At 66.7% G+C, this 24209-nt stretch carries 26 protein-coding genes; 9 read left to right on the top strand and 17 right to left on the bottom strand.

The features are described from left to right. Positions 1-177 precede the first annotated feature (177 nt). Both CAG41_RS22390 and CAG41_RS22385 read right to left on the bottom strand, forming a co-directional pair. Positions 178-810, bottom strand: a complete 633-nt coding sequence (locus CAG41_RS22390; RefSeq protein ID WP_085582970.1) for a TetR family transcriptional regulator — start codon at positions 808-810, stop codon at positions 178-180. Positions 811-980: 170 nt separating this feature from the next. Beyond that, positions 981-1529 carry a hypothetical protein gene (locus tag CAG41_RS22385; RefSeq protein WP_085582819.1) on the bottom strand — a complete coding sequence of 183 codons (549 nt, stop codon included), beginning with the start codon at positions 1527-1529 and terminating at the stop codon, positions 981-983. Between the two features lie 355 nt (positions 1530-1884). Here CAG41_RS22385 and CAG41_RS22380 point away from each other — a divergent pair, with 355 nt between their 5' ends. Continuing rightward, positions 1885-3963, top strand: coding sequence for an AsmA family protein (locus CAG41_RS22380; protein WP_085695231.1), 2079 nt, complete (start codon positions 1885-1887; stop codon positions 3961-3963). 151 nt (positions 3964-4114) lie between these two features. On the opposite strand, the gene CAG41_RS22375 is transcribed toward CAG41_RS22380, so the two are convergent. Both CAG41_RS22375 and CAG41_RS22370 read right to left on the bottom strand, forming a co-directional pair. Then, entirely contained in the window at positions 4115-4645 is a 531-nt protein-coding gene (locus CAG41_RS22375; protein ID WP_085582815.1) for a bacterioferritin, read from the bottom strand. A 101-nt stretch (positions 4646-4746) separates the two neighbouring features. Further along, positions 4747-5679, bottom strand: coding sequence for a LysR substrate-binding domain-containing protein (locus tag CAG41_RS22370; RefSeq protein ID WP_170929979.1), 933 nt, complete (start codon positions 5677-5679; stop codon positions 4747-4749). A gap of 92 nt (positions 5680-5771) precedes the next feature. Between CAG41_RS22370 and CAG41_RS22365 the strand changes: the two genes are divergently transcribed. From CAG41_RS22365 to CAG41_RS22355, 3 genes are all read left to right on the top strand, one after another. Then, complete coding sequence (locus tag CAG41_RS22365; RefSeq protein WP_085582811.1) at positions 5772-6410, top strand: FMN-dependent NADH-azoreductase; 639 nt, start codon at positions 5772-5774, stop codon at positions 6408-6410. Beyond that, entirely contained in the window at positions 6411-6716 is a 306-nt protein-coding gene (locus CAG41_RS22360; protein WP_085582809.1) for a multidrug efflux SMR transporter, read from the top strand. 91 nt (positions 6717-6807) lie between these two features. Further along, positions 6808-7698, top strand: a complete 891-nt coding sequence (locus CAG41_RS22355) for a triacylglycerol lipase (protein ID WP_085707488.1) — start codon at positions 6808-6810, stop codon at positions 7696-7698. 14 nt (positions 7699-7712) lie between these two features. Here the strand turns inward: CAG41_RS22355 and CAG41_RS22350 are convergent, their stop codons facing one another. Next, positions 7713-8600 carry a DMT family transporter gene (locus tag CAG41_RS22350; protein WP_085630916.1) on the bottom strand — a complete coding sequence of 296 codons (888 nt, stop codon included), beginning with the start codon at positions 8598-8600 and terminating at the stop codon, positions 7713-7715. A gap of 97 nt (positions 8601-8697) precedes the next feature. Between CAG41_RS22350 and CAG41_RS22345 the strand changes: the two genes are divergently transcribed. From CAG41_RS22345 to CAG41_RS22335, 3 genes are all read left to right on the top strand, one after another. Next, entirely contained in the window at positions 8698-9492 is a 795-nt protein-coding gene (locus CAG41_RS22345; RefSeq protein ID WP_085656630.1) for a helix-turn-helix transcriptional regulator, read from the top strand. A gap of 63 nt (positions 9493-9555) precedes the next feature. Then, complete coding sequence (locus tag CAG41_RS22340) at positions 9556-9861, top strand: PsiF family protein (RefSeq protein ID WP_011332224.1); 306 nt, start codon at positions 9556-9558, stop codon at positions 9859-9861. A 186-nt stretch (positions 9862-10047) separates the two neighbouring features. Beyond that, complete coding sequence (locus tag CAG41_RS22335; protein WP_085582801.1) at positions 10048-11061, top strand: AI-2E family transporter; 1014 nt, start codon at positions 10048-10050, stop codon at positions 11059-11061. A 51-nt stretch (positions 11062-11112) separates the two neighbouring features. Here the strand turns inward: CAG41_RS22335 and CAG41_RS22330 are convergent, their stop codons facing one another. Continuing rightward, positions 11113-12387 (bottom strand): Hsp70 family protein, encoded by a 1275-nt coding sequence (locus CAG41_RS22330; RefSeq protein ID WP_085582799.1) that lies wholly within the window; start codon positions 12385-12387, stop codon positions 11113-11115. A 289-nt stretch (positions 12388-12676) separates the two neighbouring features. Between CAG41_RS22330 and CAG41_RS22325 the strand changes: the two genes are divergently transcribed. Both CAG41_RS22325 and CAG41_RS22320 read left to right on the top strand, forming a co-directional pair. Then, positions 12677-13621 (top strand): DnaJ C-terminal domain-containing protein, encoded by a 945-nt coding sequence (locus CAG41_RS22325; protein ID WP_085582797.1) that lies wholly within the window; start codon positions 12677-12679, stop codon positions 13619-13621. A gap of 23 nt (positions 13622-13644) precedes the next feature. Continuing rightward, positions 13645-13950 (top strand): chaperone modulator CbpM, encoded by a 306-nt coding sequence (locus CAG41_RS22320; protein WP_085582795.1) that lies wholly within the window; start codon positions 13645-13647, stop codon positions 13948-13950. A 126-nt stretch (positions 13951-14076) separates the two neighbouring features. Here the strand turns inward: CAG41_RS22320 and CAG41_RS22315 are convergent, their stop codons facing one another. The 11 genes from CAG41_RS22315 to urtB all read right to left on the bottom strand — a co-directional run bounded on the left by CAG41_RS22315 (position 14077) and on the right by urtB (position 24164). Beyond that, positions 14077-15204: a sensor histidine kinase KdpD gene (locus tag CAG41_RS22315; protein ID WP_085582792.1), complete on the bottom strand. Its 1128-nt coding sequence runs from the start codon at positions 15202-15204 to the stop codon at positions 14077-14079. A 155-nt stretch (positions 15205-15359) separates the two neighbouring features. After that, complete coding sequence (gene ureC, locus CAG41_RS22310; protein ID WP_085630912.1) at positions 15360-17060, bottom strand: urease subunit alpha; 1701 nt, start codon at positions 17058-17060, stop codon at positions 15360-15362. A 160-nt stretch (positions 17061-17220) separates the two neighbouring features. Beyond that, positions 17221-17529: an urease subunit beta gene (locus CAG41_RS22305; RefSeq protein WP_085582788.1), complete on the bottom strand. Its 309-nt coding sequence runs from the start codon at positions 17527-17529 to the stop codon at positions 17221-17223. Beyond that, positions 17526-18062: a GNAT family N-acetyltransferase gene (locus CAG41_RS22300; protein WP_085582786.1), complete on the bottom strand. Its 537-nt coding sequence runs from the start codon at positions 18060-18062 to the stop codon at positions 17526-17528. The genes CAG41_RS22305 and CAG41_RS22300 overlap by 4 nt, the downstream gene beginning before the upstream one ends. Positions 18063-18067: 5 nt before the next feature. Further along, a complete protein-coding gene (locus tag CAG41_RS22295; protein ID WP_085582784.1) occupies positions 18068-18601 on the bottom strand; it encodes a GNAT family N-acetyltransferase in 534 nt (177 codons plus the stop codon). A gap of 9 nt (positions 18602-18610) precedes the next feature. Then, positions 18611-18913, bottom strand: coding sequence for an urease subunit gamma (ureA, locus tag CAG41_RS22290; RefSeq protein WP_085582782.1), 303 nt, complete (start codon positions 18911-18913; stop codon positions 18611-18613). A 92-nt stretch (positions 18914-19005) separates the two neighbouring features. Then, complete coding sequence (locus CAG41_RS22285; RefSeq protein ID WP_085582780.1) at positions 19006-19845, bottom strand: urease accessory protein UreD; 840 nt, start codon at positions 19843-19845, stop codon at positions 19006-19008. A 30-nt stretch (positions 19846-19875) separates the two neighbouring features. Then, positions 19876-20574 (bottom strand): urea ABC transporter ATP-binding subunit UrtE, encoded by a 699-nt coding sequence (urtE, locus tag CAG41_RS22280; protein ID WP_085630908.1) that lies wholly within the window; start codon positions 20572-20574, stop codon positions 19876-19878. A gap of 139 nt (positions 20575-20713) precedes the next feature. After that, on the bottom strand, positions 20714-21586 hold the full coding sequence (urtD, locus tag CAG41_RS22275; RefSeq protein WP_085695234.1) for an urea ABC transporter ATP-binding protein UrtD: 873 nt from the start codon (positions 21584-21586) through the stop codon (positions 20714-20716). Next, positions 21583-22662: an urea ABC transporter permease subunit UrtC gene (gene urtC / locus CAG41_RS22270; protein WP_085582774.1), complete on the bottom strand. Its 1080-nt coding sequence runs from the start codon at positions 22660-22662 to the stop codon at positions 21583-21585. The genes urtD and urtC overlap by 4 nt, the downstream gene beginning before the upstream one ends. Further along, positions 22662-24164: an urea ABC transporter permease subunit UrtB gene (gene urtB, locus CAG41_RS22265; RefSeq protein WP_085707487.1), complete on the bottom strand. Its 1503-nt coding sequence runs from the start codon at positions 24162-24164 to the stop codon at positions 22662-22664. The genes urtC and urtB overlap by 1 nt, the downstream gene beginning before the upstream one ends. Between the last annotated feature and the right edge of the window lie 45 nt (positions 24165-24209).

The following is a 24209-nucleotide window of genomic DNA, read 5'->3' as shown; positions in this document are numbered from 1 at the left end:
TTTCAAGATGTTGCAGAAATGTGAGGCGTTTTGGTGCGTGAAGTTTTTTACATGCACCAAATGAAGGCCGTGATGCCGCGTTTTTGGAGGCAACTGTATTGATCCGGGCTACGGCGTCATGGCGGGCGCCATTGCCAGCAGGTTGGCTCCCAGAGCAGAAGGGCGGAGCGGCGGGGATTATTCGGTGCTGCCCAGGCCTTGCCAGTGCTTGAGGCCGATGAAGATGAAGCGCAGCTGCTGGGTGATCTTCGCCTGCGGCGTCAGGTGTTCCGGCAAGGCGTCGGCCGGCGGGTCGATGATGTCCGGGAGGGTGGCGAACACCGATTTGACGATCAGGTCGGCCATCACGCTCAGCGCCGCGGCGTTGAGGTGCTGGAGCTTGGGCATCAGCGAAAGGTCCGCCGCCAGGTCCGAGCTGATGCCTTCGCGCAGGCGGCCGATGGCCTGACGCACCGGCAGCGATCCGCCATACTGCTCGCGGGCCAGGAACAGGAACTGCGAACGGTTGGCGCTGACCACGTCGAGGAAGATGCGCACCGACGCATCGATGATGCCGCCCATGACGAATTCGTTGTGGCGCACCAGGCGGATGGTCTCACGGAAGGTCTGGCCGACTTCTCGCACCAGTTCCAGGCCCAGTTCGTCCATGTCGGCGAAATGCCGGTAGAAACCGGTGGGCACGATCCCGGCGGTTTTCGTGACTTCGCGCAGGCTCAGGCTGCCGAATCCTCGGCCGCTTTCCATCAGGTGGCGGGCAGCGTCCATCAGGGCGTTGCGGGTCTGTTGTTTCTGTTCGGCGCGGGGCAGCATCAAAGGTGGGTTCTGGGCAGGACAAGCGCCGCACTCTAGCAAATCGGCTTTGCCGGCGTCGAACGATGGCGGGGATGTTGCGCAGGAAGGGGCAGGGACTTGGGTGCCTGGGGCCGAAAAGTCAAAAGCCCGATCGGTTGATCGGGCTTTTTTTCCGGGCCGTCATGGGCTCAGCTCAGCGCGGCGTTGCGTTCGATCACACGGTCACCACCGCCTTCGGCGAGGGTCTGGCCTTGTGGGGTGCGGTCGGAACCGTCAGCCGCCAGGGTCTGGCCTTGTGGAGTGCGGTCGGAGCCGTCAGCTGCGAGGGTCTGGCCTTGTGGGGTGCGGTCGGAACCGTCAGCTGCCAGGGTCTGGCCTTGTGGAGTGCGGTCGGAACCGTCGGCTGCCAGGGTTTGACCTTGTGGGGTACGGTCGGAGCCGTCCTGAACCAGGCCTTTCTCTTCCAGACGGTCGCGGCCGCCTTCTGCGACGAACTGGCCTTGAGGGGTCTTGTCGTAGCCGTCTTGCACCAGGCCTTTCTCTTCCAGGCGGTTACGGCCGTTTTCTGCCAGGGTCTGGCCTTGCGGGGTGCGGTCGGAGCCGTCGGCGGCCACGGTCTGGCTGAACACCGAATGGCTGGCCTTGGCTTGCGGAGTGGCTTGGTCGGCGGCCGGCAGGGCGAAAGCGGTGCTGGCCAGCATGGACAGGGTAAGGCTGAAGAGTAATTGGCGTTTCATGATGGGTTGCTCCTTGGGAGGGCGATAAAGTGGGTACGAGGGCAATGCTACTCTCGATAAGTCGATATAAAAGTTCATAAACACAATGGTAATAATCAACAGAATTGATTGTTCGGACGGGAGGCTCTAGCCCGGGCCTTTCAGCCGATCGGTTTTGCACCGCGGTGGGTATTTTCCACCCACTCTTGCCTCGCAAAAGTGCGGGGGCGGTAACGCTTCCTCGACCGATCGGTCAGGATCGGCGCGTTTTTTCCGCCGCCGACAGCCTTTCGATTAAACCTGCGTCCGGTTTGCCAGTCGTAGATTCCATGTAGGGCCTCTTGTGGCCCGCCGCCGTCTTCAGGAGCTTTGTGCAATGACGCGCACCCAAAAGATCGTTACTTGGACCTTCGCCACCCTTGCCTTGCTGCTGGCGGTGTTGGTTCTGATCATCGTGTTTTTCGACTGGAACCGGATCAAGCCGCCGCTCAACGCCAAGGTCTCGGAGGAACTGCACCGTACGTTCGCCATCAACGGCGATCTGTCGGTGGTCTGGCGGCGCGAGCCGGACGAGGGCGGCTGGCGCGCCTGGGTGCCGTGGCCGCACGTGGTGGCCGAGGATCTGAGCCTGGGCAACCCGGACTGGTCGAAGCAGCCGCAGATGGTCACCCTCAAGCGCGTCGAGCTGCGCCTATCGCCGTTGGCGTTGCTGGCGCAGCGGGTGGTGATCCCGCGCATCGACCTGACCGGGCCCGAAGCCCAATTGCAGCGGCTGGCCGACGGCCGCGCCAACTGGACATTCACGTTCGATCCGAAGGATCCGGACGCCGAACCGTCGAACTGGGTGGTGGACATCGGCGCCATCGGTTTCGACAAGGGCCACGTCACCCTCGACGACCAACACTTGAAGACCCGGCTGGATGTGCTGATCGATCCGCTGGGCAAGCCGATCCCGTTCAGCGACATCGTCGGCGAAAAAGCGGCGAAGACCGCCCAGGACAAGGGCGCCGCGCCGCAGGACTACGCGTTCGGCCTGAAAGTCACCGGCCAGTACCACGGCCAGGCGCTCGCCGGGCAAGGCAAGATCGGCGGACTGCTGGCCCTGCAGGACGCCGCCAAGCCGTTCCCGCTGCAGGCCCAGGCGAAGATCGGCGAAACCAGCGTCGAGCTGGCGGGCACCCTCACCGACCCGCTCAACCTCGGCGCCCTGGATCTGCGCCTGAAACTGGCCGGCACCAGCCTCGGCAACCTTTACCCGCTGACCGGCGTGACCCTGCCGGACACCCCGCCCTATGCCACCGACGGCCACCTCATCGCCAAGCTGCACGAGCCCGGCGGCGCGCAGTTCCGCTATGAGCAGTTCAACGGCAAGATCGGCAGCAGCGACATCCACGGCGACCTGGCCTACGTCGCCAGCCAGCCGCGTCCCAAGCTCAGCGGCGCGCTGCTGTCCAATCAACTGCTGTTCAGCGACCTGGCGCCGCTGATCGGCGCCGACTCCAACGCCAAGCAAAAGGCCCGGGGCGGCGAGAGCAAGCAGCCGGCGGACAAGGTGCTGCCGGTCGAGGAGTTCAAGACCGAACGCTGGCGCGACATGGACGCGGACGTCGAATTCACCGGCAAGCGCATCGTCCACAGCGAGAAACTGCCGTTCAGCGACCTCTACACCCACCTCAAGCTCAACGACGGCGAACTGAGCCTGGAACCGCTGCGCTTCGGCGTGGCCGGCGGCAACCTGGACGCGCAGATCCGTCTCAACGGGCGCAGCGAGCCGCTGGAGGGCCGGGCCAAGCTGACGGCGCGCAAGTTCAAGCTCAAGCAGCTGTTCCCGACCTTCGAGCCGATGAAGACCAGCTTCGGCGAACTCAACGGCGACGCTGACCTCAGCGGTCGCGGCAACTCGGTGGCCAAGCTCTTGGGCGGCGCCAACGGCAACCTGAAGATGCTGATCAACGACGGCGCCATCAGCCGCGAACTGATGGAGCTGGCGGGACTCAACGTCGGCAACTATGTGGTCGGCAAGGTGTTCGGCGACAAGGAAGTGAAGATCAACTGCGCGGCGGCGGACTTCGACATCAAGACCGGCCTGGCCACCACGCGGCTGTTTGTGTTCGACACCGAGAACGCCATCGTCTACATCGACGGCACGGCGAACATGGCCACCGAGCAATTGGACCTGACCGTCACGCCGGAGTCGAAGGGTTGGCGCTTGATCTCGCTGCGTTCGCCGCTGTACGTGCGAGGCAAGTTCATCAAGCCGGACGCCGGGGTCAAGGCCGTGCCGTTGATGCTGCGCGGGGCGGGGATGGTGGCGCTGGGCGTGATCGCGGCGCCGGCGGCGGGCCTGCTGGCGCTGGTGGCGCCCAGCGGCGGGGAGCCGAACCAGTGCGCGCCGTTGCTGGAGCAGATGAAGGCGGGCAAGGCGCCTGTCACCGTCAAGCCCACCAAGCCGTAGGGCCTGCAGCTCAAAACTGTAGGAGCCAGCCTGCTGGCGATGACGTCAGCAAGCGCGGCGCATAGCCAGGCAAAACAGTGGCTTGCGGTGCTGCGAGTGACGCCGTCGCCAGCAGGCTGGCTCCTACAGGTCTTCGGGTGCGGCGCTGGCGCTACAGGTCTTTCAGGATGTCGGCCATGTCATCGGCATGTTCTTCTTCCTGGGCCAGGATGTCTTCGAAGAGGCGCCGGGTGGTGGGGTCTTTCTCGCCCAGGTACTGGATGATTTCGCGGTAGCTGTCGATGGCGATCCGCTCGGCCACCAGATCCTCGTAGACCATTTCCTTGAGGGTCTTGCCGGCCACGTACTGGGCGTGGGACAGCTTCGACAGCAGGTCGGGGTTGAATTCCGGCTCGCCGCCCAACTGCACGATGCGTTCGGCCAGGCGGTCGGCGTGGGCGGCTTCCTGGGTGGCGTGTTCGAGGAATTCGTCGGCGGCCACATTGGCCTTCAGGCCGTTGGCCATGAAGTAATGGCGCTTGTAGCGCAACACGCAGACCAGTTCGGTGGCCAGCGATTCGTTGAGCAGGCGCAGCACTTCCTGGCGGTCGGCGCTGTAGGTTTCGGTGACGGCGCCGTTTTCCACATGTTGCCGTGCGCGTTCGCGCAGGGTTTGCACATCCGATAAATGCAGGTCGCTCATGTCGGTCTCCTGGAGGCTAATCCGTTTGTGCGCCGCGTTCTGCCGACGCGGTCGCTTCCCAGGTTGTGAGTGTCGGGCGAGGCAAAAAGTTTTATCGGATTTCAGCGCGGCAGGTGTCCCGACAATCGGGCCTCCTCCTGCAGCCAGGCGAAGAATGCCTTCACCGGCGGATGCCGCTCGCGCCCCGGCACGCACAGGGCGCTGTAGCCGGCGCCGTCGACCTGCACGGTGCCCTTGTACGGCACCAGCAGGCCGCCGGCGACGCTCTCCGACACCAGGATGTTGCTCGCCAGCACCAGCCCCTGCCCGGCGATGGCGGCTTGCAGGGCGTAATGCTCTTCGTCGTATTCGCGGATCGCCGGCTGCTGCTTCAGCCAGTTTTCGCCGGACATCGCGCACCAGGCCTCCCAGCCATGGGCGTACAGCTTCGAGTTGTGCCAGCGCACGCTGATCAGCGCGGGGGTGCGCCGGGCGGCCAGCGCCACCTGCTCGGGCGAACCGTACACCCCGAACGACTCGTCGAACAGGCACAGGCCGTACAGGTTCGGGTAGTCGTCCAGGCTGTAGCGCAGCACCAGGTCGACGCTGGCGTCCTGGTGCAGGTCGATCACTTCGCAGTGAGTGTCCAGGCGCACGTTGATGTTCGGGTGGCGGGCATAGAAGCGGCCCAGGCGCGGCACCAGCCACAGCGCGGCGAACGCGGCGGTGGTGGACAGCGTCAGGCTGCTGCCGCTGCGCTGCGGGCGCAGGGTGTCGACGCTCTGCGCCACCTCCAGCAGGGCGCCGTGGAGGCTGCGGAACAGTCGCTCGCCGCCTTCGGTCAGGCGCACCTGGCGCGGCAGGCGCTCGAACAGGGCGACGCCCAGCCAGTCCTCCAGGGAACGGATCTGGTGCGAGATCGCCGTGGGCGTCACCGCCAGCTCTTCGGCGGCGGCCTTGAAGCTCAGCAGGCGCGAGGCGGATTCGAACGCGCGCAGGGCGGTCAACGGCAACGAGGCGAACATGGGAACACTCCATGGATGAAATGGATTCATCCAGACTGATTTTTGCTCATTTGAAGAGAGGCGGCTGCGAACCTCAAGCTGCAAACCACAAGCAGTTCGATTCTAGTCCGGAGGATATACAGATGAGCAAAATTCTTGCGATCCATGCCAGCCCACGGGGCGAGCGTTCCCATTCGCGGCGCTTGGCAGAGGGGTTTCTCAGTGCCTGGCAGGCGCGCCACCCGCAGGCCCAGGTGACCCGCCGCGAAGTCGGCCGGGCGCTGATCCCGGCGGTCAACGAGGCGTTCGTCGCGGCGGCGTTCTATCCGGAGCCCGAGGCGCGGCCGTTGACGATGCAGGCGGACCTTGCGCTCAGCGACCAACTGGTCGGCGAGCTGTTCGACCATGACCTGCTGCTGATCTCCACGCCCATGTACAACTTCAACGTGCCCAGCGGCCTCAAGGCCTGGGTCGACCAGATCGTGCGGCTGGGCCTGACCTTCGACCACACGCTGGACAACGGCATCGCCCAGTACACGCCGCTGCTGCAAGGCAAGAAAGCGCTGATCGTCACCACCCGCGGCGGCTTCGGCTTCGGCCCGGGCGGCGAGCTGGAGGCCCTGAACCACGCCGATCCGTGGCTGCGCACAGCGCTGGGCTTCATCGGCATCAACGACGTCACGGTGGTGGCGGCCGAGGGCGAGGAATCCGCCGAACGCACCTTCGCGGTGTCGGTGGCCGAGGCCGAGCAGCGCCTGCTCGGCCTGGCCCGGGCGTTCTAGGTGGCCTGGCTATTGTTGTCGGTCGCGGCGGCGTTCGAGGTCACGTTCGCCATGGGCATGAAGTACGCCGACGGCTTCACCCGTTTGTGGCCGTCGCTGATCACGGTGGCTGCGGCGGTGGGCGGGGTGTATTTCCTGACGCTGGCGATGCGCGAGCTGCCGGTGAGCGTCGCCTACCCGGTCTGGACGGCCATCGGGTCGCTGGGCACGGTGCTGCTCGGGGTCGTGCTGCTGGGCGAGAGCCTGACCCTGGTCAAGCTGCTGTCGGTGGGGCTGATTGTGGCGGGGGTGGCGGGGCTGAAGTAGGCTGCCGGTTGAGTTGTCATCTTCGGCGCGGATGCTGGGCGGGCGTTTTGCTGGCCCCGCATCCCCTCAACCTTCACAAGGAAGTCCGCCCATGTCGCAAGCCTCGGCCACCCGATATCCCCTGGTGCTGGTGCCGGGCATGCTCGGGTTCATTCGCCTGGTGCTGTACCCGTACTGGTACGGGATCGTGTCTGCGCTGCGCCGGGGCGGCGCCACGGTGATCGCCGTGCAGGTGTCGCCGCTCAGCTCCACCGAAGTGCGCGGCGAGCAGTTGCTGGCGCGGATCGACGAGATCCTGCGCGACACCGGCGCCGAGAAGGTCAATCTGATCGGCCACAGCCAGGGTTCGCTGACCGCCCGCTACGCGGCGGCCAAACGGCCGGACCGGGTGGCGTCGGTGACGTCCGTGGCCGGGCCCAACCATGGTTCGGAGCTGGCGGACTACCTCGAACGCCACTACCCGGCGGACAGCGCCCGGGGCCGACTGCTGGAGGTGCTGCTGCGGTTCGTCGGCTGGTTGATGGGTGTGCTGGAGACCGGCTACCGCGGGCCGAAGCTGCCGGTGGACATCCACGCGTCGCACCAGTCGCTCACGACCGAGGGCGTGGCGCTGTTCAACCGGAGTTATCCACAGGGGCTGCCCGAAACCTGGGGCGGGCAGGGGCCGGAGGTCGTCGACGGCGTGCGCTACTATTCCTGGTCCGGCACCTTGCAGCCGGGCAAGACCGACCGGGGCGGCAACCTGTTCGACGGCACCCACCGCAGCTGCCGGCTGTTCGCCAAAACCTTCGTGCGCGAGGCCGGGCAGTGCGACGGCATGGTCGGGCGTTGCAGCTCGCACCTGGGCACGGTGATCGGCGACGACTACCCGATGGATCACTTCGACATCGTCAACCAGTCGCTGGGGCTGGTGGGCAAGGGCGCGGATCCGGTGCGGCTGTTCGTCGAGCATGCGGCGCGCCTGAAGGCCGCCGGGCTCTGATGTGTGGTGAGGGATCAGGCCAGGCTCGCCCTGCTGCCGATCACGGTGGTCCAGCGCTCGGAGAGAATCACCCCGCCCAGCGTCAGCAGCCCGCCCACCAGGTGGTACATCGCCAGTTGCTCCTTGAGCACCGCCGCGGCGATCAGCGCCGTGATCAGCGGCAGCAGGTTGAAGAACAGGGTCGTGCGGCTCGGGCCCAGGCGCTGCACGGCCTGCATCCAAGCAAGCGGCGCGAGCATCGAGGCCAGCAGGCACGCGTACAGCACCAGCGGCAGGTTGTGCAGGGTCAGGCCGGTCTTCGGCGAGGCGGCGTACAGCGGAAACAGCACCACCACCGCCACCAGCACTTGCAGGTACAGCAGCACCAGCGGCGGCAGGCGCAGCTGCCACTTCTTCAGCAAGGTGCTGTAGACCGCGTAGGCGAGGGTGGCGACCAGCATCATCGCGTCGCCCAGGTTCACGCCGTGCTGCAGCAGGGCGCCGAGGCTGCCCGACGACACCACCACCAGCACGCCGGCGAACGACAGCACCGCACCCACCAGCGCCCCGGCGGTCAGGCGCTGGCCGAGGCTGGCGATGGCCATGGCCAGCGACATCAGCGGCATCAGCGACAGGATGATGCCCATGTTGGTGGCGCTGGTCATCGTCGCGGCGAAGTAGGCCAGGCTCTGGTAGACCGCCATGCCCAGCACGCCGAGCACGAAGATCTTGCCCAGGTTCGGGCGGATCTGCGGCCAGTGGGCGATCACGCCCTTGAGCATGAAAGGCGTGAAGAACAGCCCGGCCAGCAGCCAGCGGTAGAAGCCGATCTCGGCGGGGAAGATCGCACCGACCGCGAGCTTGTTGACCACGGTGTTGCCGGCCCAGATGAAGATCGCCAGCAGGGGAAACGCGTATTGCATGGGGAAAAACCGAAACGTTGAAGGATGGCCAATTATCCTCTGTCCGGATCCAGCCCTATACTGCGAACCGGACAACCTGCCCCTGATGACGGACAGCATGAGCAGCAAACACATCGACCTGCTGGATTTCAGTGAACTGCCGTCGGCGGTGTACTTCCGTTACGCCGACTTCAACGCCCACGAATACGCCGCGCCGCACCGCCACCCTTGGGGCACGCTGGAGTACGCGGCCCATGGCGTGCTGCACATGGACGTCGACGGCAGCCGCTTCATGTCTCCGCCGCAGTACGCGGTGTGGGTGCCGCCGCAGGTCGAGCACAGTTTCTACAGCCATCAGCCGGTCAACTACCGGGCGGTGTGCCTGGCCCCTTCGGTGTGCGCCGACCTGCCGGCGCGGGCCTGCACCCTGGCGATCAGCGACATCCTCAAGGCGATCCTCAAGGACTTCGCCGCCCGCGACGTGAAGATCCCCGACCTCGACGCCGACCGGCGCCTGGCCCAGGTGCTGGTGGACCAGTTGCGCCAGGCGCCGGTGCACGAGTGCTACCTGCCCTACGCCAGCAGCCCGGGCTTGCTGGCGATCCTCGACGCGCTGCAGGCCGAGCCCGGCAACAACCAGCCCCTGGCGCACTGGGCGCAGCAGGTGCATGTGAGCGAGCGCACCCTGGCGCGGCAGTTCGTGCGCGAATTGGGGATGAGTTTCGGCGAATGGCGCCAGCGCCTGCGTTACCTGGCGGCCATCGAAGCGCTGGAGAGCCCGCGCAGCGTGCAGGAAATCGCCTTCGACCTCGGCTACAGCAGCGGCTCGGCGTTCATCGCCATGTTCGCCCGCCAGGCCGGGTGCACGCCGGAGCAGTACCGGCGCAGCCACCTGGACGGCAGGAAGGTGTAACAAGCTTTGACTACACTGCCGGAGAGGCCGCACCCGTCGGTGCGGCGACCAGGAGAAAACTCCATGAAGATGTTGCGTGTCCCTTTGCTGATGATCGGCCTGCTGCTGTGCTCCCAAGGGTTCGCCGCCACGGCGCAACAGAACAAGATGACCACCTGCAACGCCGACGCCACGGCCAAGAGCCTCAAGGGCGACGAGCGCAAGGCCTTCATGAGCACCTGCCTGAAAGCGGCGCCGGCGGCCAACGACGCCAAGGCCCTGACCCCGCAGCAGCAGAAGATGAAGACCTGCAACGCCGATGCGGCGACCAAGGCCCTGACCGGCGATGCGCGCAAGACCTTCATGAGCGATTGCCTGAAGAAAAAATGATCGGCTGAGGCTTGCGGCGGGCGCGCGGACTTAATCGGATCGCCGCCCGTGGCAAGGAGAACGCAGAGGCTGGCATCCAACCTCCCCCTGTGGGAACCAGCCTGCTGGCGATGTGCATATCCCTAGTGCTCACCCCGGATCGCTGGCAGACTGCCAATCCTTTTACGCCGTTCGTTTTGAGGCTGTATGCCAACGTTTTCTGAGCGTCATGTCGTGTTGTGGGCCAGTTGGATCATCATTTTCGGCGGGTTGCTGCTGGTGTTGCCGTTGCGTCTGCTGCCCAGCCTGCTGGCCGGGCTGCTGGTGTTCGAACTGGTCAACATGCTCACCCCGCAACTGCAGCGGCTGATCGAAGGCCGGCGCGCCCGCTGGCTGGCGGTGGCGCTGCTCGGCACGCTGGTGGTGAGCGTGCTGGCGCTGATCTTCGCCGGCGCCATCAGTTTCCTGCTGCATGAGGCGGAGAACCCCGGCGCTTCCCTCGACAAGTTCATGGGCGTGGTCGACCGCGCGCGGGGCCAGTTGCCGCCCTTCGTCGACGCCTACCTGCCGGCCAGCGCCGCTGAGTTCCGGGTGGCCATCGGCGAGTGGATGAGCAAGCACCTGGCCGATCTGCAACTGGTGGGCAAGGACGCGGCGCACATGTTCGTGACCTTGCTGATCGGCATGGTGCTCGGCGCGATCATCGCCCTGCAGCGGGTGCCGGACGTCACCAAGCGCAAGCCGCTGGCGGCCGCGCTGTTCGACCGCCTGCACCTGCTGGTCCAGGCGTTTCGCAACATCGTCTTCGCGCAGATCAAGATTTCCCTGCTCAACACCTTCTTCACCGGGATCTTCCTGGCGGTGATCCTGCCGCTGTTCGGCATCAAGCTGCCGCTGACCAAGACCCTGATCGTGCTGACCTTCCTGCTCGGCCTGCTGCCGGTGATCGGCAACCTGATGTCGAACACCCTGATCACCATCGTCGGCCTGTCGCTGTCGATCTGGGTGGCGATCGCGGCGCTGGGCTACCTGATCTTCATCCACAAGCTGGAATACTTCCTCAACGCGCGCATCGTCGGCGGGCAGATCAGCGCCAAGTCCTGGGAACTGCTGCTGGCGATGCTGGTGTTCGAGGCGGCGTTCGGCTTGCCGGGGGTGGTGGCGGGGCCGATCTACTATGCGTACCTGAAGAGCGAGCTGAAGCTCGCGGGGATGGTCTGACCGGGCGAGCCTGGCTGGCTTGCCCGGTCAGTTGTGGCGAGGGCAGTGGGGTCAGTTCATCGCGCCGTAGCGCTTCATCGCCTCGATCGCCAGCCCGCTGCCGATGCTGCCGAAGATGTTGCCTTCCACATGCCGCGCGTTGGGCAGCATCGCCGCGACGCTGTTGCGCAGCGCGGGGATGCCGCTGGAGCCGCCGGTGAAGAACACCGTGTCGACCTGGCCCACCGCCACGCCGGCGTCGGCCAGCAGTTGGGTGACGCTGGCACGCACGCGCTCAAGCTGGGGGTCGATGGCCGACTCGAACAGCGTCCGGGTCAGTTCCACGTTGAGCCCGGCCTCGATCCGGTCCAGCGCCACCTGGCGGCTGTCGCTGTGGGTCAGCTGGATCTTGGTCTCTTCCACTTCCATCGCCAGCCAGTGGCCGGCGCGCTGCTCGATCAGCTTGAACAGGCGGTCGATGCCGCCGGTGTCCTCGATGTCGTAGCGCATGCTGCCCAGGGCCAGGGTCGATTTCTGCGAGTACACCGAGTTGATGGTGTGCCAGGTCGCCAGGTTCATGTGGTGGCTGGTGGGCATGAACGCGCCGCTCTTCATCCGGCTGCCGTAGCCGAACAGCGGCATCAGGCCCTGCAGGCTCAACTGCTTGTCGAAGTCGGTTCCGCCGATGTGCACGCCGCCGGTGGCGAGGATGTCGTCGTGACGGTTGTCCACACCCCGGCGCTCGGGCGACAGGCGCACCAAGGAGAAGTCCGACGTACCGCCGCCGATGTCGACGATCAGCACCAGTTCTTCCCGTTCCAGGGTCGACTCGTAGTCGAACGCCGCCGCGATCGGCTCGTACTGGAAGGACACGTCCTTGAAGCCGATCTTCTTCGCCACCTCCGCCAGGGTGTCTTCGGCTTCCTGGTCGGCCAGCGGATCGTCGTCGACGAAAAACACCGGGCGGCCCAGCACCACCTGCTCGAACTCGCGGCCGGCGGAGGCCTCGGCGCGGCCCTTGAGCTGGCCGATGAACAGCCCGAGCAAGTCCTTGAACGGCATGGCCGTGCCCAGCACGCTGGTGTCGTGCTTGATCAGCTTGGAACCGAGCAGGCTCTTGAGCGAGCGCATCAGGCGACCTTCGTAGCCTTCCAGGTACTCGTGCAGCGCCAGGCGCCCGTACACCGGACGGCGTTCTTCGATATTGAAGAAGACCACCGACGGCAGGGTGATCTTGTCGTCTTCCAGCGCGATCATCGTTTCCATGCCGGGGCGCAGCCAGCCGACGGTGGAGTTGGACGTGCCGAAGTCGATGCCGCAGGCACGGGCTGGAGAGGCGTCTTTCATGTCTTTCGGTTCCGGTCAAAAAAACGGCCGCGCAGTGTATGCCAGTGCGCGGCAGATTCGAAGGCCGGTCATCCGCAATTTGCCGCCCGGATGCCTTGAAAGCCTGCGCATCGCCCCAAACTTGCTGGCATGGGCCGGCAGATCACCGGCGGTCGCAAGAACCGCCGTCCACTGCCGATAAACTTCTGCTGCGCCGATCGGTCACAAAGTTGAGATCGGTCAAACCGGCCTGCGCGAATCGGCGCAAGCTGACACTGGCGCGAAACCGATGACGATGGTGACTCCTTAGATGGACTTCAAAGACTATTACAAGATACTCGGCGTGGAGCCGACGGCGGACGACAAGGCGATCAAGGCCGCCTATCGCAAGCTGGCGCGCAAGTACCACCCCGATGTCAGCAAGGAAAAGGACGCCGAGGCCAAGTTCAAGGACGCCTCGGAAGCCTATGAGGCGCTCAAGAGCGCCGACAAGCGCGCCGAGTACGACGACCTGCGCCGCTACGGCCAGCACGGCCAGCCGTTCCAGGGCCCTCCGGGCTGGCAGAGCCGCGGCGGCTTCGGCGGCGGATCCGACGGCGGCGACTTTTCCGATTTCTTCAGCTCGATCTTCGGCAACCGCGGCCCCGGCTTCGGCGGTGGCGGCCGGCAATCGCGCAGCGCCGGGCGCCGGGGGCAGGACGTGGAAATGGAACTGCCGATCTTCCTTGAGGAGACCCTGTCGAACGAGTCGAAGAAAGTCACCTTCCAGGTGCCGCAGCACAACGCGGCGGGCCAGCACGTCAGCAACACCAGCAAGAGCCTTAACGTGAAGATCCCGGCGGGGGTGACCGACGGCGAGCGCATCCGCCTCAAGGGCCAGGGCGCACCGGGCGTCGGCGGCGGGGCCAACGGCGACCTGTACCTGACCATCCGCTTCGCGCCGCACCCCAAGTTCGACGTCGAAGGCGACAACCTGATCATCACCCTGCCGCTGGCGCCGTGGGAACTGGCGCTGGGCGCCGAGGTGGCGGTGCCGACCCTGACCGGCAAGATCAACCTCAAGGTGCCGGCCGGCAGCCAGAACGGCCAGCGCATGCGCGCCAAGGGCCACGGCCTGAAGAACAAGGCCGGCGAGCGCGGTTACCTGTTCGTCCAGCTCAAGGCCGTGATGCCGAAGGCGACGGGCGACGACGTCAAGGCCCTGTGGCAGGAACTGGCCAAGAAAGCCGCCTTCAACCCGCGAGAGAACTTCTGAACCCAGCGACGGAGTAGCCCGGCATGAGCAGCCCCCTGATCGTTCAACTGGACATGGCAGAATTCTGTGAGGCGACCGACCTGACGGACGCCTACGTGATCGAGATCGTCGAGCACGGCATCCTCGAACCTCAGGGCGCGCAGCCCCGGGAGTGGCGCTTCACCGATGTCGAACTGACCCTGGCCCGGCGCGCGGCCAAGCTGCGGCGCGACCTGGAGCTTGAGTGGGAAGGGGTGGCGCTGGCGATGGAGCTGCTGGAGGAGGTGAAGGCGCTGCGGGCGGAGAACCGGATGCTGCGCCAGCGCCTGGCGCGGTTGGTGGCCGAGTGATCCTTGCGCTGACTTCATCGGCCTCTTCGTCGGCTCGCAGCCCTGAGCGAGCCCGATGCCACTGTTGACCGCATTCCCCTGAGGGAGCGGGCTTGCCCGCGATGAACGGTCACGCGGACTCTCAGGTCAAGCCTTCCTCGGCAACACCACGCTGAACAGCGTCCCTTCCTCCCCGCTCGAACTGACCTCGATGGTTCCGCCATGGGCGGTCACCACTTCCTTGACGATGAACAGCCCCAACCCGAGGCTGGTGGACGTCTGGCCGAGCACTTCGTCGGCGCTGCGCACCAGCGGGTCGAAAATCGTGCCGATGGCGTCCTCTGAGATCGGCTCGCCGTGGTTGTGCACGGTCAGGCGCACGCTGTCGGCTTCCCCGTGCAGGCTCACCACCACGCCCTGCGGGCCGGTGCCGTGCTGCAAGGCGTTGCCGATCAGGTTCTGCAGCAGTTGGGCCAGCCGTCCGGCGTCCCACACCCCGTGGGTGTCGCCCTCGACCTTCAGGATCGTGTCGCTGTCCGGATTGCCGGCGAAGGCCTCGGCGATGGCCGCCCGCGCGGTGTCCGCCAGGTCCATCGGCGCCGGTTCGATCGGCAGGCTCTTGCCCAGGCGGCTGCGCACCAGTTCCAGCAGGTCGCTGACCATGGCCGCCATGTGCCGCGAACCGTCCTTGATGTTCTGCACGAAGGGCAGGGCGTCGTCCTGCAGCGCGGCCTTGCGCAGCAGCATTTCGGTGGAGATGGTCACGGCCTGCAGCGGCGCGCGCAGGTCGTGGCCGAGAATGGCCAGGAAGATGTCCCGCGAGCGGTTGACCTGTTCGGCGTAGGCCGCCGTGGACTCGGCCAGGGCTTCGTCGATGGCTTCGTTGAAACGGATCATGTCGCGCAGGCCGGTGCGGTCCGGCGTCTGCAGGCTGTCGACCCACAGGCGGATCACGCAGGCGCGCAAGTGGCGGAACTCGGAGGTCATCTGCACCAGGTCGAAGCCCACCGAGTGGCGCATTTCGCCATGGCTGGCGCCGGCCTGGTCCAGGCTCGGGGTCTTGGGCGGCCCTTCGCCCTTGGACTTGTCGGCCTGTTCGTCGGCGGTCTGCGGTTTGTCCATGTCCCGGGCGGCGGCCAGCAGGAGCGAGCGGGCGTGGTCGCGCAGGGCCGGGCTGTCCAGGTAGTCGGCCGCCGGGGTGATGGTGCGGGCGAAGGTCTCCCACTCTTCGACGATGGGATCGACGTTGGCCACGATGAATTCGGAAAGACGCATGAACGGTTACCTGATGCGATTAACAGGGGAGCGTCTCGAAGCGTAGTCCGTCTGGCGAAAAAACGGGATGAATTGCTGTGGCGAGGGCGCTTGCTCCCGCTGGACGGCAAAGCCGTCCCCCGGGATCCTCGCCACAGCCCCTGCGGAGCACCGGATCAGAACAGGAAATACCGCTGCGCCATCGGCAGGGTGTCCGCCGGTTCGCACCACAGCAGCACGCCGTCGGCCTTGACCTGGTAGGTCTGCGGATCCACGTCGATGGCCGGCAGGTAGTCGTTGTGGATCAGGTCGGTCTTTTGCACGTCGCGGCAGCCCTTGACCACGCCGATGGCCTTTTTCAGGCCCAGGGCCTCGGGCAATCCGGCCTCGTGGGCGGCCTGGCTGATGAAGGTCAGGCTGGTGGCGTGCAGCGAGCCGCCGTAGCTGGCGAACATCGGCCGGTAATGCACCGGCTGCGGCGTGGGGATCGACGCGTTGGCGTCGCCCATCAGGCTGGCGGCGATGGCGCCGCCCTTGAGGATCAGCGTCGGCTTGACCCCGAAGAACGCCGGACGCCACAGCACCAGGTCGGCCCATTTGCCCACTTCCACCGAACCCACCTCATGGCTGATGCCGTGGGTGATCGCCGGGTTGATCGTGTACTTGGCGATGTAGCGCTTGGCGCGGAAGTTGTCGTTGCCTTCGCCGTCCTGGGGCAGCGGGCCGCGCTGGCGCTTCATCTTGTCGGCGGTCTGCCAGGTGCGGGTGATGACCTCGCCGACCCGGCCCATGGCCTGGCTGTCGGAACTGATCATGGAGAACGCGCCGAGGTCGTGGAGGATGTCTTCAGCGGCGATGGTTTCGCGGCGGATGCGGCTTTCGGCGAACGCCACGTCTTCGGCGATGCTCGGGTCCAGGTGATGGCAGACCATCAGCATGTCCAGGTGTTCGTCGATGGTGTTGCGGGTGAACGGCCGGGTCGGGTTGGTCGAGCTCGGCAGCACGTTGGGGAAGCCGCAGGCCTTGATGATGTCCGGCGCATGGCCGCCGCCGGCGCCCTCGGTGTGGTAGGTGTGGATGGTGCGGCCCTTGAACGCGCCGAGGGTGGTCTCGACGAAGCCGGACTCGTTGAGGGTGTCGGTGTGGATCGCCACCTGCACATCGAACCGGTCGGCGACGCTCAGGCAGTTGTCGATGCTCGCCGGGGTCGTGCCCCAGTCCTCGTGCAGCTTGAGGCCGATGGCGCCGGCCCTGACCTGCTCGATCAGCGGCTCCGGCAGGCTGGCGTTGCCCTTGCCGGTGAGGCCGATGTTCATCGGGAACGCGTCGGCGGCCTGGAGCATCCGCGCCAGGTGCCACGGCCCCGAGGTGCAGGTGGTGGCGTTGGTGCCGGTGGCCGGTCCCGTGCCGCCGCCGATCATGGTGGTGACGCCGCTCATCAGCGCCTCTTCGATCTGCTGCGGGCAGATGAAGTGGATGTGGGTGTCGATGCCGCCGGCCGTGAGGATCATGCCTTCGCCGGCGATGACTTCGGTGCCGGCGCCGATGGCGAAGGTGACACCGGGCTGGATGTCCGGGTTGCCGGCCTTGCCGATGGCGTTGACGCGCCCGTCCTTGAGGCCGACGTCGGCCTTGACGATGCCCCAGTGGTCGACGATCAGCGCGTTGGTGATGACGGTGTCGACCACCTCGGCGGCCAGCCGCTGGCTCTGGCCCTGGCCGTCGCGGATCACCTTGCCGCCGCCGAACTTCACTTCTTCGCCGTAGGTGGTGAAGTCCTGCTCGACTTCGATCCACAGCTCGGTGTCGGCCAGGCGCACCTTGTCGCCGACGGTGGGGCCGAACATGTCGGCGTAGGCTTGACGCGAGATCTTCATTCCAGTTCCTTGCACGAATGTGTTGTGGCGAGGGAGCGCGCTCCCGTCGGGCTGCGCAGCAGCCCCAAAACCTGCCGATGATTGTCTTCACCCATTGCGCGTTGCCCGGATTGCGGGCGCTGCGTACCCGGGCGGGAGCAAGCTCCCTCGCCACAGGGCCTCAGTCGAGGTCGCCCATGACTTTGCCGGCGAACCCGAACACCCGGCGCAGCCCGGCGAGCTCGACGAGCTCCACCTCGCGGCTCTGCCCAGGCTCGAAGCGCACGGCGGTGCCGGCCGGGATGTTCAGGCGCATGCCGCGGCTGGCGGCGCGGTCGAAGGCCAGGGCGTCGTTGGTCTCGAAGAAGTGGTAGTGCGAGCCGACCTGGATCGGCCGGTCGCCGCGGTTGGCCACCGTCAGGCTGAGGGTGCGGCGGCCGGCGTTGAGTTCGATGTCGCCGGGCCGGATCTGGTATTCGCCGGGAATCATCCGTTCGCTCCTTGCAGGATCTTGTAGTAGAGGGCCGTCGGGCGGTAGGTGCCGTCCGGGCCGCAGGCGTAGTCGGGAATCTCCCCGGCCTTGGTGTAGCCCTGCGCCCGGTAGAAGTCTTCGGCCGGCGAGCCGGCCTCGGTGTCGAGGTACAGCATGCCGCGCCTGTGCTGGCGCGCGGTCTGCTCCAGCGCGTCCATCAGTTGCTGGCCGAGGCCGCGGCGGCGGGCGTTTTCGCGCACCAGCAGCTTCTGCACCTCGGCGCGGTTCAGGCCGTTGGCCTTCTGGCACAGGCTCAATTGCACGCTGGCCTGCACCTGCTCGTCCTTGACCACCACCCACAGCAGGACGCTGCCCTTGTTCACGCTGTCCTGCACATCGTCGAAATAGGCACGGGCCTGGGCGGCGTCGAGGCCGGCCATGAAGCCGACGCTGGCGCCGTAACCCACCGCGTCGAGCAGCAGGTCGATCAGGCCCTGGCGGTAGTGCGCAAAACTTTCGGCATTGACGCGTCGCAGTTGGGCGGGGTTCATCGGTGTCACTCCTTGTGGGCGGCCGGTGGCTGCGCGCCGGGATTGAGGGTCAGTTGCATGAACGTCAGGTCGAGCCAGCGGCCGAACTTGGTGCCCACCTGCGGCATCTGCCCGGTGACGATGAAGCCGGCGCGCTCGTGCAGGCGGATCGACGCCGCGTTGCCGCTTTCGATGGCGGCGACCATCACGTGCTTGCCGCAGGCCTTCGCCCGTTCGATCAGCGCCGTCATCAACTTCGGCCCCAGGCCGTTGCCGCGCTGGTCGCTGCGCACATAGACCGAATGCTCGACGGTGTGGCGGAAACCGTCGAACGGCCGCCAGTCGCCGAAGGAAGCGTAGCCGAGCACGGTGTTGTCGGCGTCGGTGATCACCAGGATCGGGTAGGCCTGGGCCTGGCGGGCGCTGAACCACGCCTGGCGGTTGCCCAGGTCCACCGCCTGTTCGTTCCAGATCGCCGTGGTGTTGAGCACGGCGTCGTTGTAGATGTCGCGGATCGCCGGCAGGTCGGCGTGCAGCGCATCGCGCAGGGTGTAGGTCATGGCGCGGCCTCAGGCGATCGGTTGGTGGACGGTGACCAGTTTGGTGCCGTCGGGGAATGTCGCTTCGATCTGGATCTCCGGAATCATTTCCGGGATGCCTTCCATCACCTGCTCGCGGGTCAGCAGGGTGGTGCCGTAGTGCATCAGGTCGGCCACGGTCTGGCCGTCGCGGGCGCCTTCGAGCAGCGCGGCGGAGATGTAGGCCATGGCTTCGGGGTAGTTGAGCTTCACGCCGCGGGCCAGGCGCCGCTCGGCGACGAGGCCGGCGGTGAAGATCAGCAGCTTGTCTTTTTCGCGTGGGGTCAGGTCCATCGTAGACATCCGTCAGGGCAGTTCGAAAAGGTGTCGGAGCGGCGGATGCCGATCCTTGCGGGAGCGAGCCCGTTCCCGCACAAAAGCTTCATTCAGGTGTTCCAGATCCGTGGCGGCACGGCCTCGCGGCCCAGCAGCACCGGGCGCAGCAGGCGCCACAGGCCGATCAGCCAGGCGCGGGCCTGCAGCGCCTCGGCGGCCAGGCAGCGGGCCACCAGCAACCCCGGCAGTTGGGTCAGGTCGCCGCGCACGCCAGGGTCCAGGGCGCGGCAGCGCTCCAGCAGCCCGGCGTCGATCTCGCCGGTGACCAGCAATGTGGCGAACACCGGATGGCCGTCCAGCCCGATCGGCGAGTCCAGCAGGCCGTCGCCGCCGGCGATGCGCTGGCGTTCGTGCCAGAGCGGCCGACCGTCGCGGCGGATGTCCAGGTGCGCCTGGAAGTGGCCGCGGTCGAAGCGCTCCCCGGCGGCCGGGCGGCCCAGCGCCACCACGTCCCAGTAGAACAGGCGGGCGTCGTCCTCAAGGTCGATCGAGGTGGTGAGTTCGGCCTGGGCGGCGCTGTAGACGATGGTCTCCTGGGGCAGCCATTCCAGGGTCGCCCCGGGGCCGACGCGCAGGTCGAGCCGCTGGAAGGCCGGCCCGGCCGCGCGGTACCACTTGGCCGCGCCGGGGCTGGTGATCTGGGCCCAGGCGTCCCGTTCGACATGGGCGCCGATGTTCAGCCGGTCACCGCCGGCGATGCCGCCCGGCGGGTGCACGATAATGTGCTGGCAGACCTCGGGCCCTTCGGCGTACAGGTGCTTCTGCACGCGCAGCGGGCCGAGGTGGCGGCGCCGTGTGGGGCGGGTGCAGTCGCCGAAGCGGGCGTAGGCCAGCTCCAGCTCGGCGTGCCAGCTCGGGGTGAACAGGGCGGTGGGGACGGGTGAGTTCATGTTCTTCGATGATCGCCGGGACGCTACAGACTAGATCGTTACCAGCCCGCGCACACCCTCGGCCTCCATATTTTCTCCGCGGCCCTGCTGCACGATCTCGCCGCGGGACATCACCAGGTACTGGTCGGCCAGTTCGGCGGCGAAGTCGTAGAACTGCTCCACCAGCAGGATCGCCATGTCGCCGCGGGCGGCGAGCCGCTTGATGACGGCGCCGATTTCCTTGATCACCGACGGCTGGATGCCTTCGGTGGGCTCATCGAGGATCAGCAGGCGCGGGCGGCTGGCCAGGGCGCGGCCGATGGCCAGCTGTTGCTGCTGGCCGCCGGACAGGTCGCCGCCGCGCCGCTGCTTCATCTGCTGCAGCACCGGGAACAGCTCGTAGATGAACGCCGGCACCTCTTTGGCCTCGCGGCCGGGAAAGCGCGACAGGCCCATCAGCAGGTTCTCCTCCACGGTCAGCCGCGCGAAGATCTCCCGGCCCTGGGGCACGTAGGCGATGCCGGCGTGCACCCGCTGGTGCGGCTTGTGCGCGGTGATCGCCCGGCCTTCCCAGCTCACCGTGCCTTCCTTGGCCGGCAACAGGCCCATCAGGCACTTGAGCAGCGTGGTCTTGCCCACGCCGTTGCGCCCGAGCAGGCAGGTGACTTCACCGACCTTCGCCTCGAAGCTCAGGCCACGCAGGATGTGGCTACCGCCGTAGTACTGGTGCAGCTCGTCGACTTGCAGCATCTTCAAGTTCCTTGAGTATCACTCTGCCCCTGTGGGAGCTGGCTTGCCAGCGATAGGGCCGGCACATTCGACATGGCGGGTGCCTGACCCACCGCTATCGCCGGCAAGCCAGCTCCCACAGGATTTGTATTCGCAAGGTTCAGCGACCGAGGTACACCTCGATCACCCGCTCGTTGTCCTGCACCTGCTCCAGCGACCCTTCGGCCAGCACGCTGCCCTGGTGCAGCACGGTGACGCGGTCGGCGATGGCGCCGACGAAGCCCATGTCGTGCTCCACCACCATCAGCGAATGCTTGCCCGCCAGCGACTTGAACAGTTCGGCGGTGAACTCGGTCTCGGCGTCGGTCATCCCTGCCACCGGTTCGTCGAGCAACAGCAACTGCGGGTCTTGCATCAGCAGCATGCCGATCTCCAGGAACTGCTTCTGGCCGTGGGACAGCAGGCCCGCCGGCCGGTTGACCGAGGCGCTCAGGCGGATGGTCTCCAGCACCTCGGCGATGCGGTCTTTCTGCTCGCCGCTCAGGCGCGCCCGCAGGCTGGCCCACACCGACTTATCGGTCTTCTGCGCCAGCTCCAGGTTCTCGAACACGCTCAGGGCTTCGAACACCGTGGGCTTCTGGAACTTGCGGCCGATGCCGGCCTGGGCGATCCGCACCTCGCTCATCTGCGCAAGGTCCAGGGTTTCGCCGAACCAGGCCTTGCCGCGGGTGGGGCGGGTCTTGCCGGTGATGACGTCCATCAGCGTCGTCTTGCCCGCGCCGTTGGGGCCGATGATGCAGCGCAGCTCGCCGACGCCGATGTACAGGTTCAGGTCGTTCAGCGCCTTGAAGCCGTCGAAGCTGACGCTGATGTCCTCCAGGGTCAGGATCGTGCCGTGGCGGGTGTCGAGCCCCGGGCCGACACGCTGGCCGAGGCCCAGGGCATCGCGGCCGGTGCCGGCGTCGCGGTTCGGTTCCAGGGGCGGGAAGAAGGCCGGTTCGAGCATGAACTCGGCGCTGGCGGTCACTCTCATGGCTCACCTCGTTTTTTCAGCAGGCCGATCACGCCTTTGGGCAGGTACAGGGTCACGCCGATGAACAGCGCGCCGAGGAAGAACAGCCAGTATTCGGGGAAGGCCACGGTGAACCAGCTCTTCATGCCGTTGACCAGGCCGGCGCCGAACAGCGGGCCGATCAGGGTGCCGCGCCCGCCGAGGGCGACCCATACCGCGGCTTCGATGGAGTTGGTCGGCGACATCTCGCTCGGGTTGATGATCCCCACCTGCGGCACGTACAGGGCGCCGGCCAATCCGCACAGCACTGCGCTCAACACCCAGACGAACAGCTTGAAGCCGCGCGGGTCGTAGCCGCAGAACATCAGGCGGTTCTCCGCATCGCGCAGGGCGGTCAGCACCCGGCCGAACTTGCTCCGGGCCAGCTTCCAGCCGATGAACAGGCTCGCCGCCAGCAACAGCACCGTAGCCAGGAACAGCGCCGCGCGGGTGCCGGGTTCCGTGATGCCGAAGCCCAGGATCGTGCGGAAGTTGGTGAAGCCGTTGTTGCCGCCGAACCCGGTCTCGTTGCGAAAGAACAGGAGCATGCCGGCGAAGGTCAGGGCCTGGGTCATGATCGAGAAGTACACGCCCTTGATCCGCGAACGGAAGGCGAAGAAGCCGAACGCCAGCGCCAGCAGCCCCGGCGCCAGCACCACCAGGCACAGGGCCCAGAGGAAGTGGTCGGTGCCGCTCCAGTACCAGGGCAACTCGTTCCACGACAGGAACGTCATGAACGCCGGCAAGCCGTCCCCGGCGGCCTGGCGCATCAGGTACATGCCCATGGCGTAGCCGCCGAGGGCGAAGAACAGGCCGTGCCCCAACGACAGCAGCCCGGCGTAGCCCCAGACCAGGTCCAGCGCCAGGGCGACGATGGCGTAGCAGAGGATCTTGCCGACCAGCGTCAGGGTGTAGGCCGAGACGTGCAGCGCGCTGTCCGCCGGCAGCAGCGACAGCAGCGCCAGGGCGATCAACAGGGCGAACGCCGCGGCGCCGACGGCGAGGGTGATGGTAGGGCCGGCCTTTTGCGTGGCCGTGAGCAGCAGTGGCTGGTTCATCAGTCGATCACCCGTCCCTTGAGAGCGAAGAGGCCTTGCGGACGCTTCTGAATGAACAGAATGATCAGCGCGAGGATCAGGATCTTGCCGAGCACCGCACCGATCTGCGGTTCGAGCAGTTTGTTGGCCACACCGAGGCCGAAGGCGGCGCACACGCTGCCGGCCAGTTGGCCGACGCCGCCGAGCACCACTACCAGGAACGAGTCGATGATGTAGCTCTGGCCCAGGTCCGGCCCGACGTTGCCGATCTGGCTCAGCGCCACGCCGCCGAGGCCGGCGATGCCCGAGCCGAGGCCGAAGGCGAGCATGTCGACCCGTCCGGTGGGCACGCCGCAGCAGGCGGCCATGCTGCGGTTCTGGGTGACGGCGCGCACGTTCAGGCCCAGGCGCGTCTTGTTCAGCAGCAGCCAGGTCAGCGCCACCACGAACAGCGCGAAGGCGATGATCACGATGCGGCTGTAGGGCAGCACCAGGTTCGGCAGCACCTGGATCCCGCCGGACAGCCACGCCGGGTTGGCCACCTCGACGTTCTGCGCGCCGAACGCCAGGCGCACCAGTTGGATCAGCATCAGGCTGATGCCCCAGGTGGCGAGCAGGGTTTCCAGCGGCCGGCCGTAGAGGTGACGGATCACCGTGCGCTCCAGGGCCATGCCGATGGCGGCGGTGACGAAGAACGCCACCGGCAGCGCGATCAGCGGATAGAACTCCAGGGCCTGCGGCGCGTGGCGCTGGATCAGCAGTTGCACCACGTAGGTCGAGTAGGCGCCGAGCATCAGCATTTCGCCGTGGGCCATGTTGATCACGCCGAGCAGGCCGAAGGTGATCGCCAGGCCCAGCGCCGCCAGCAGCAGGATCGAGCCCAGGGACAGTCCGCTGAACGCCTGGCCGAGCAGGTCGCCCACCAGCAGCTTGCGCTTGACCTGGCCCAGGCTGGTTTCGGCCGCCGTGCGCACGCCGGCGTCGGTTTCGGCGCCGGGTTCGAGCACGCCTTCGAGGCGGGTGCGGGCCAGCGGGTCGCCGGTCTCGCCGAGCAGGCGCACGGCGGCCAGGCGCACCGCCGGGTCGGCGTCCGCCAGTTGCAGGTTGGCCAACGCCAGGCTCAGGGCGGCGTGGACATGCTCATCGGTTTCGCCGGCCAGTTGCCGGTCGAGGAAGTTCAGTTGGGCGGGCTTGGCGCTCTTCTGCAATTGCTGCGCAGCGCCCAGGCGGATCTTCGCGTCGGCGGCGAGCAACTGGTGACTGGCCAGGGCGGTGTCGGTCAGGCCCCGCAGGCGGTTGTTCAGGCGCAGGGTCTTGGTCTGGCCGGCGACGGTCAGTTCGCCTTGCTGCAGGGCGCCGAGCAGTTCGATGCGCGCCGGATCGGGCTGCGCGGCCCAGGCTTCCAGCAGTTTGGCCTGTTGCGCGGGGGTGGCGGCGACGAAGTCTTCGGCATCCCCGGCGTGGGTGGCCATCGGCAGCAACAGTGCGACGGCCAGGATCAAGCGGATAAGGGCAGTGGGCATAGAGAGGCGCCTTGCTTGGATTGTGTGGGAGCTGGCTTGCCGGCG

The sequence above is a fragment of the Pseudomonas sp. B35(2017) genome, assembly GCF_002113645.1.
In the GTDB taxonomy this organism is placed as follows: Bacteria; Pseudomonadota; Gammaproteobacteria; order Pseudomonadales; family Pseudomonadaceae; genus Aquipseudomonas; species Aquipseudomonas ekonensis.
Note: the sequence above shows the minus strand (reverse complement) of the source record. Positions and strands in the feature narration are given on the sequence as shown.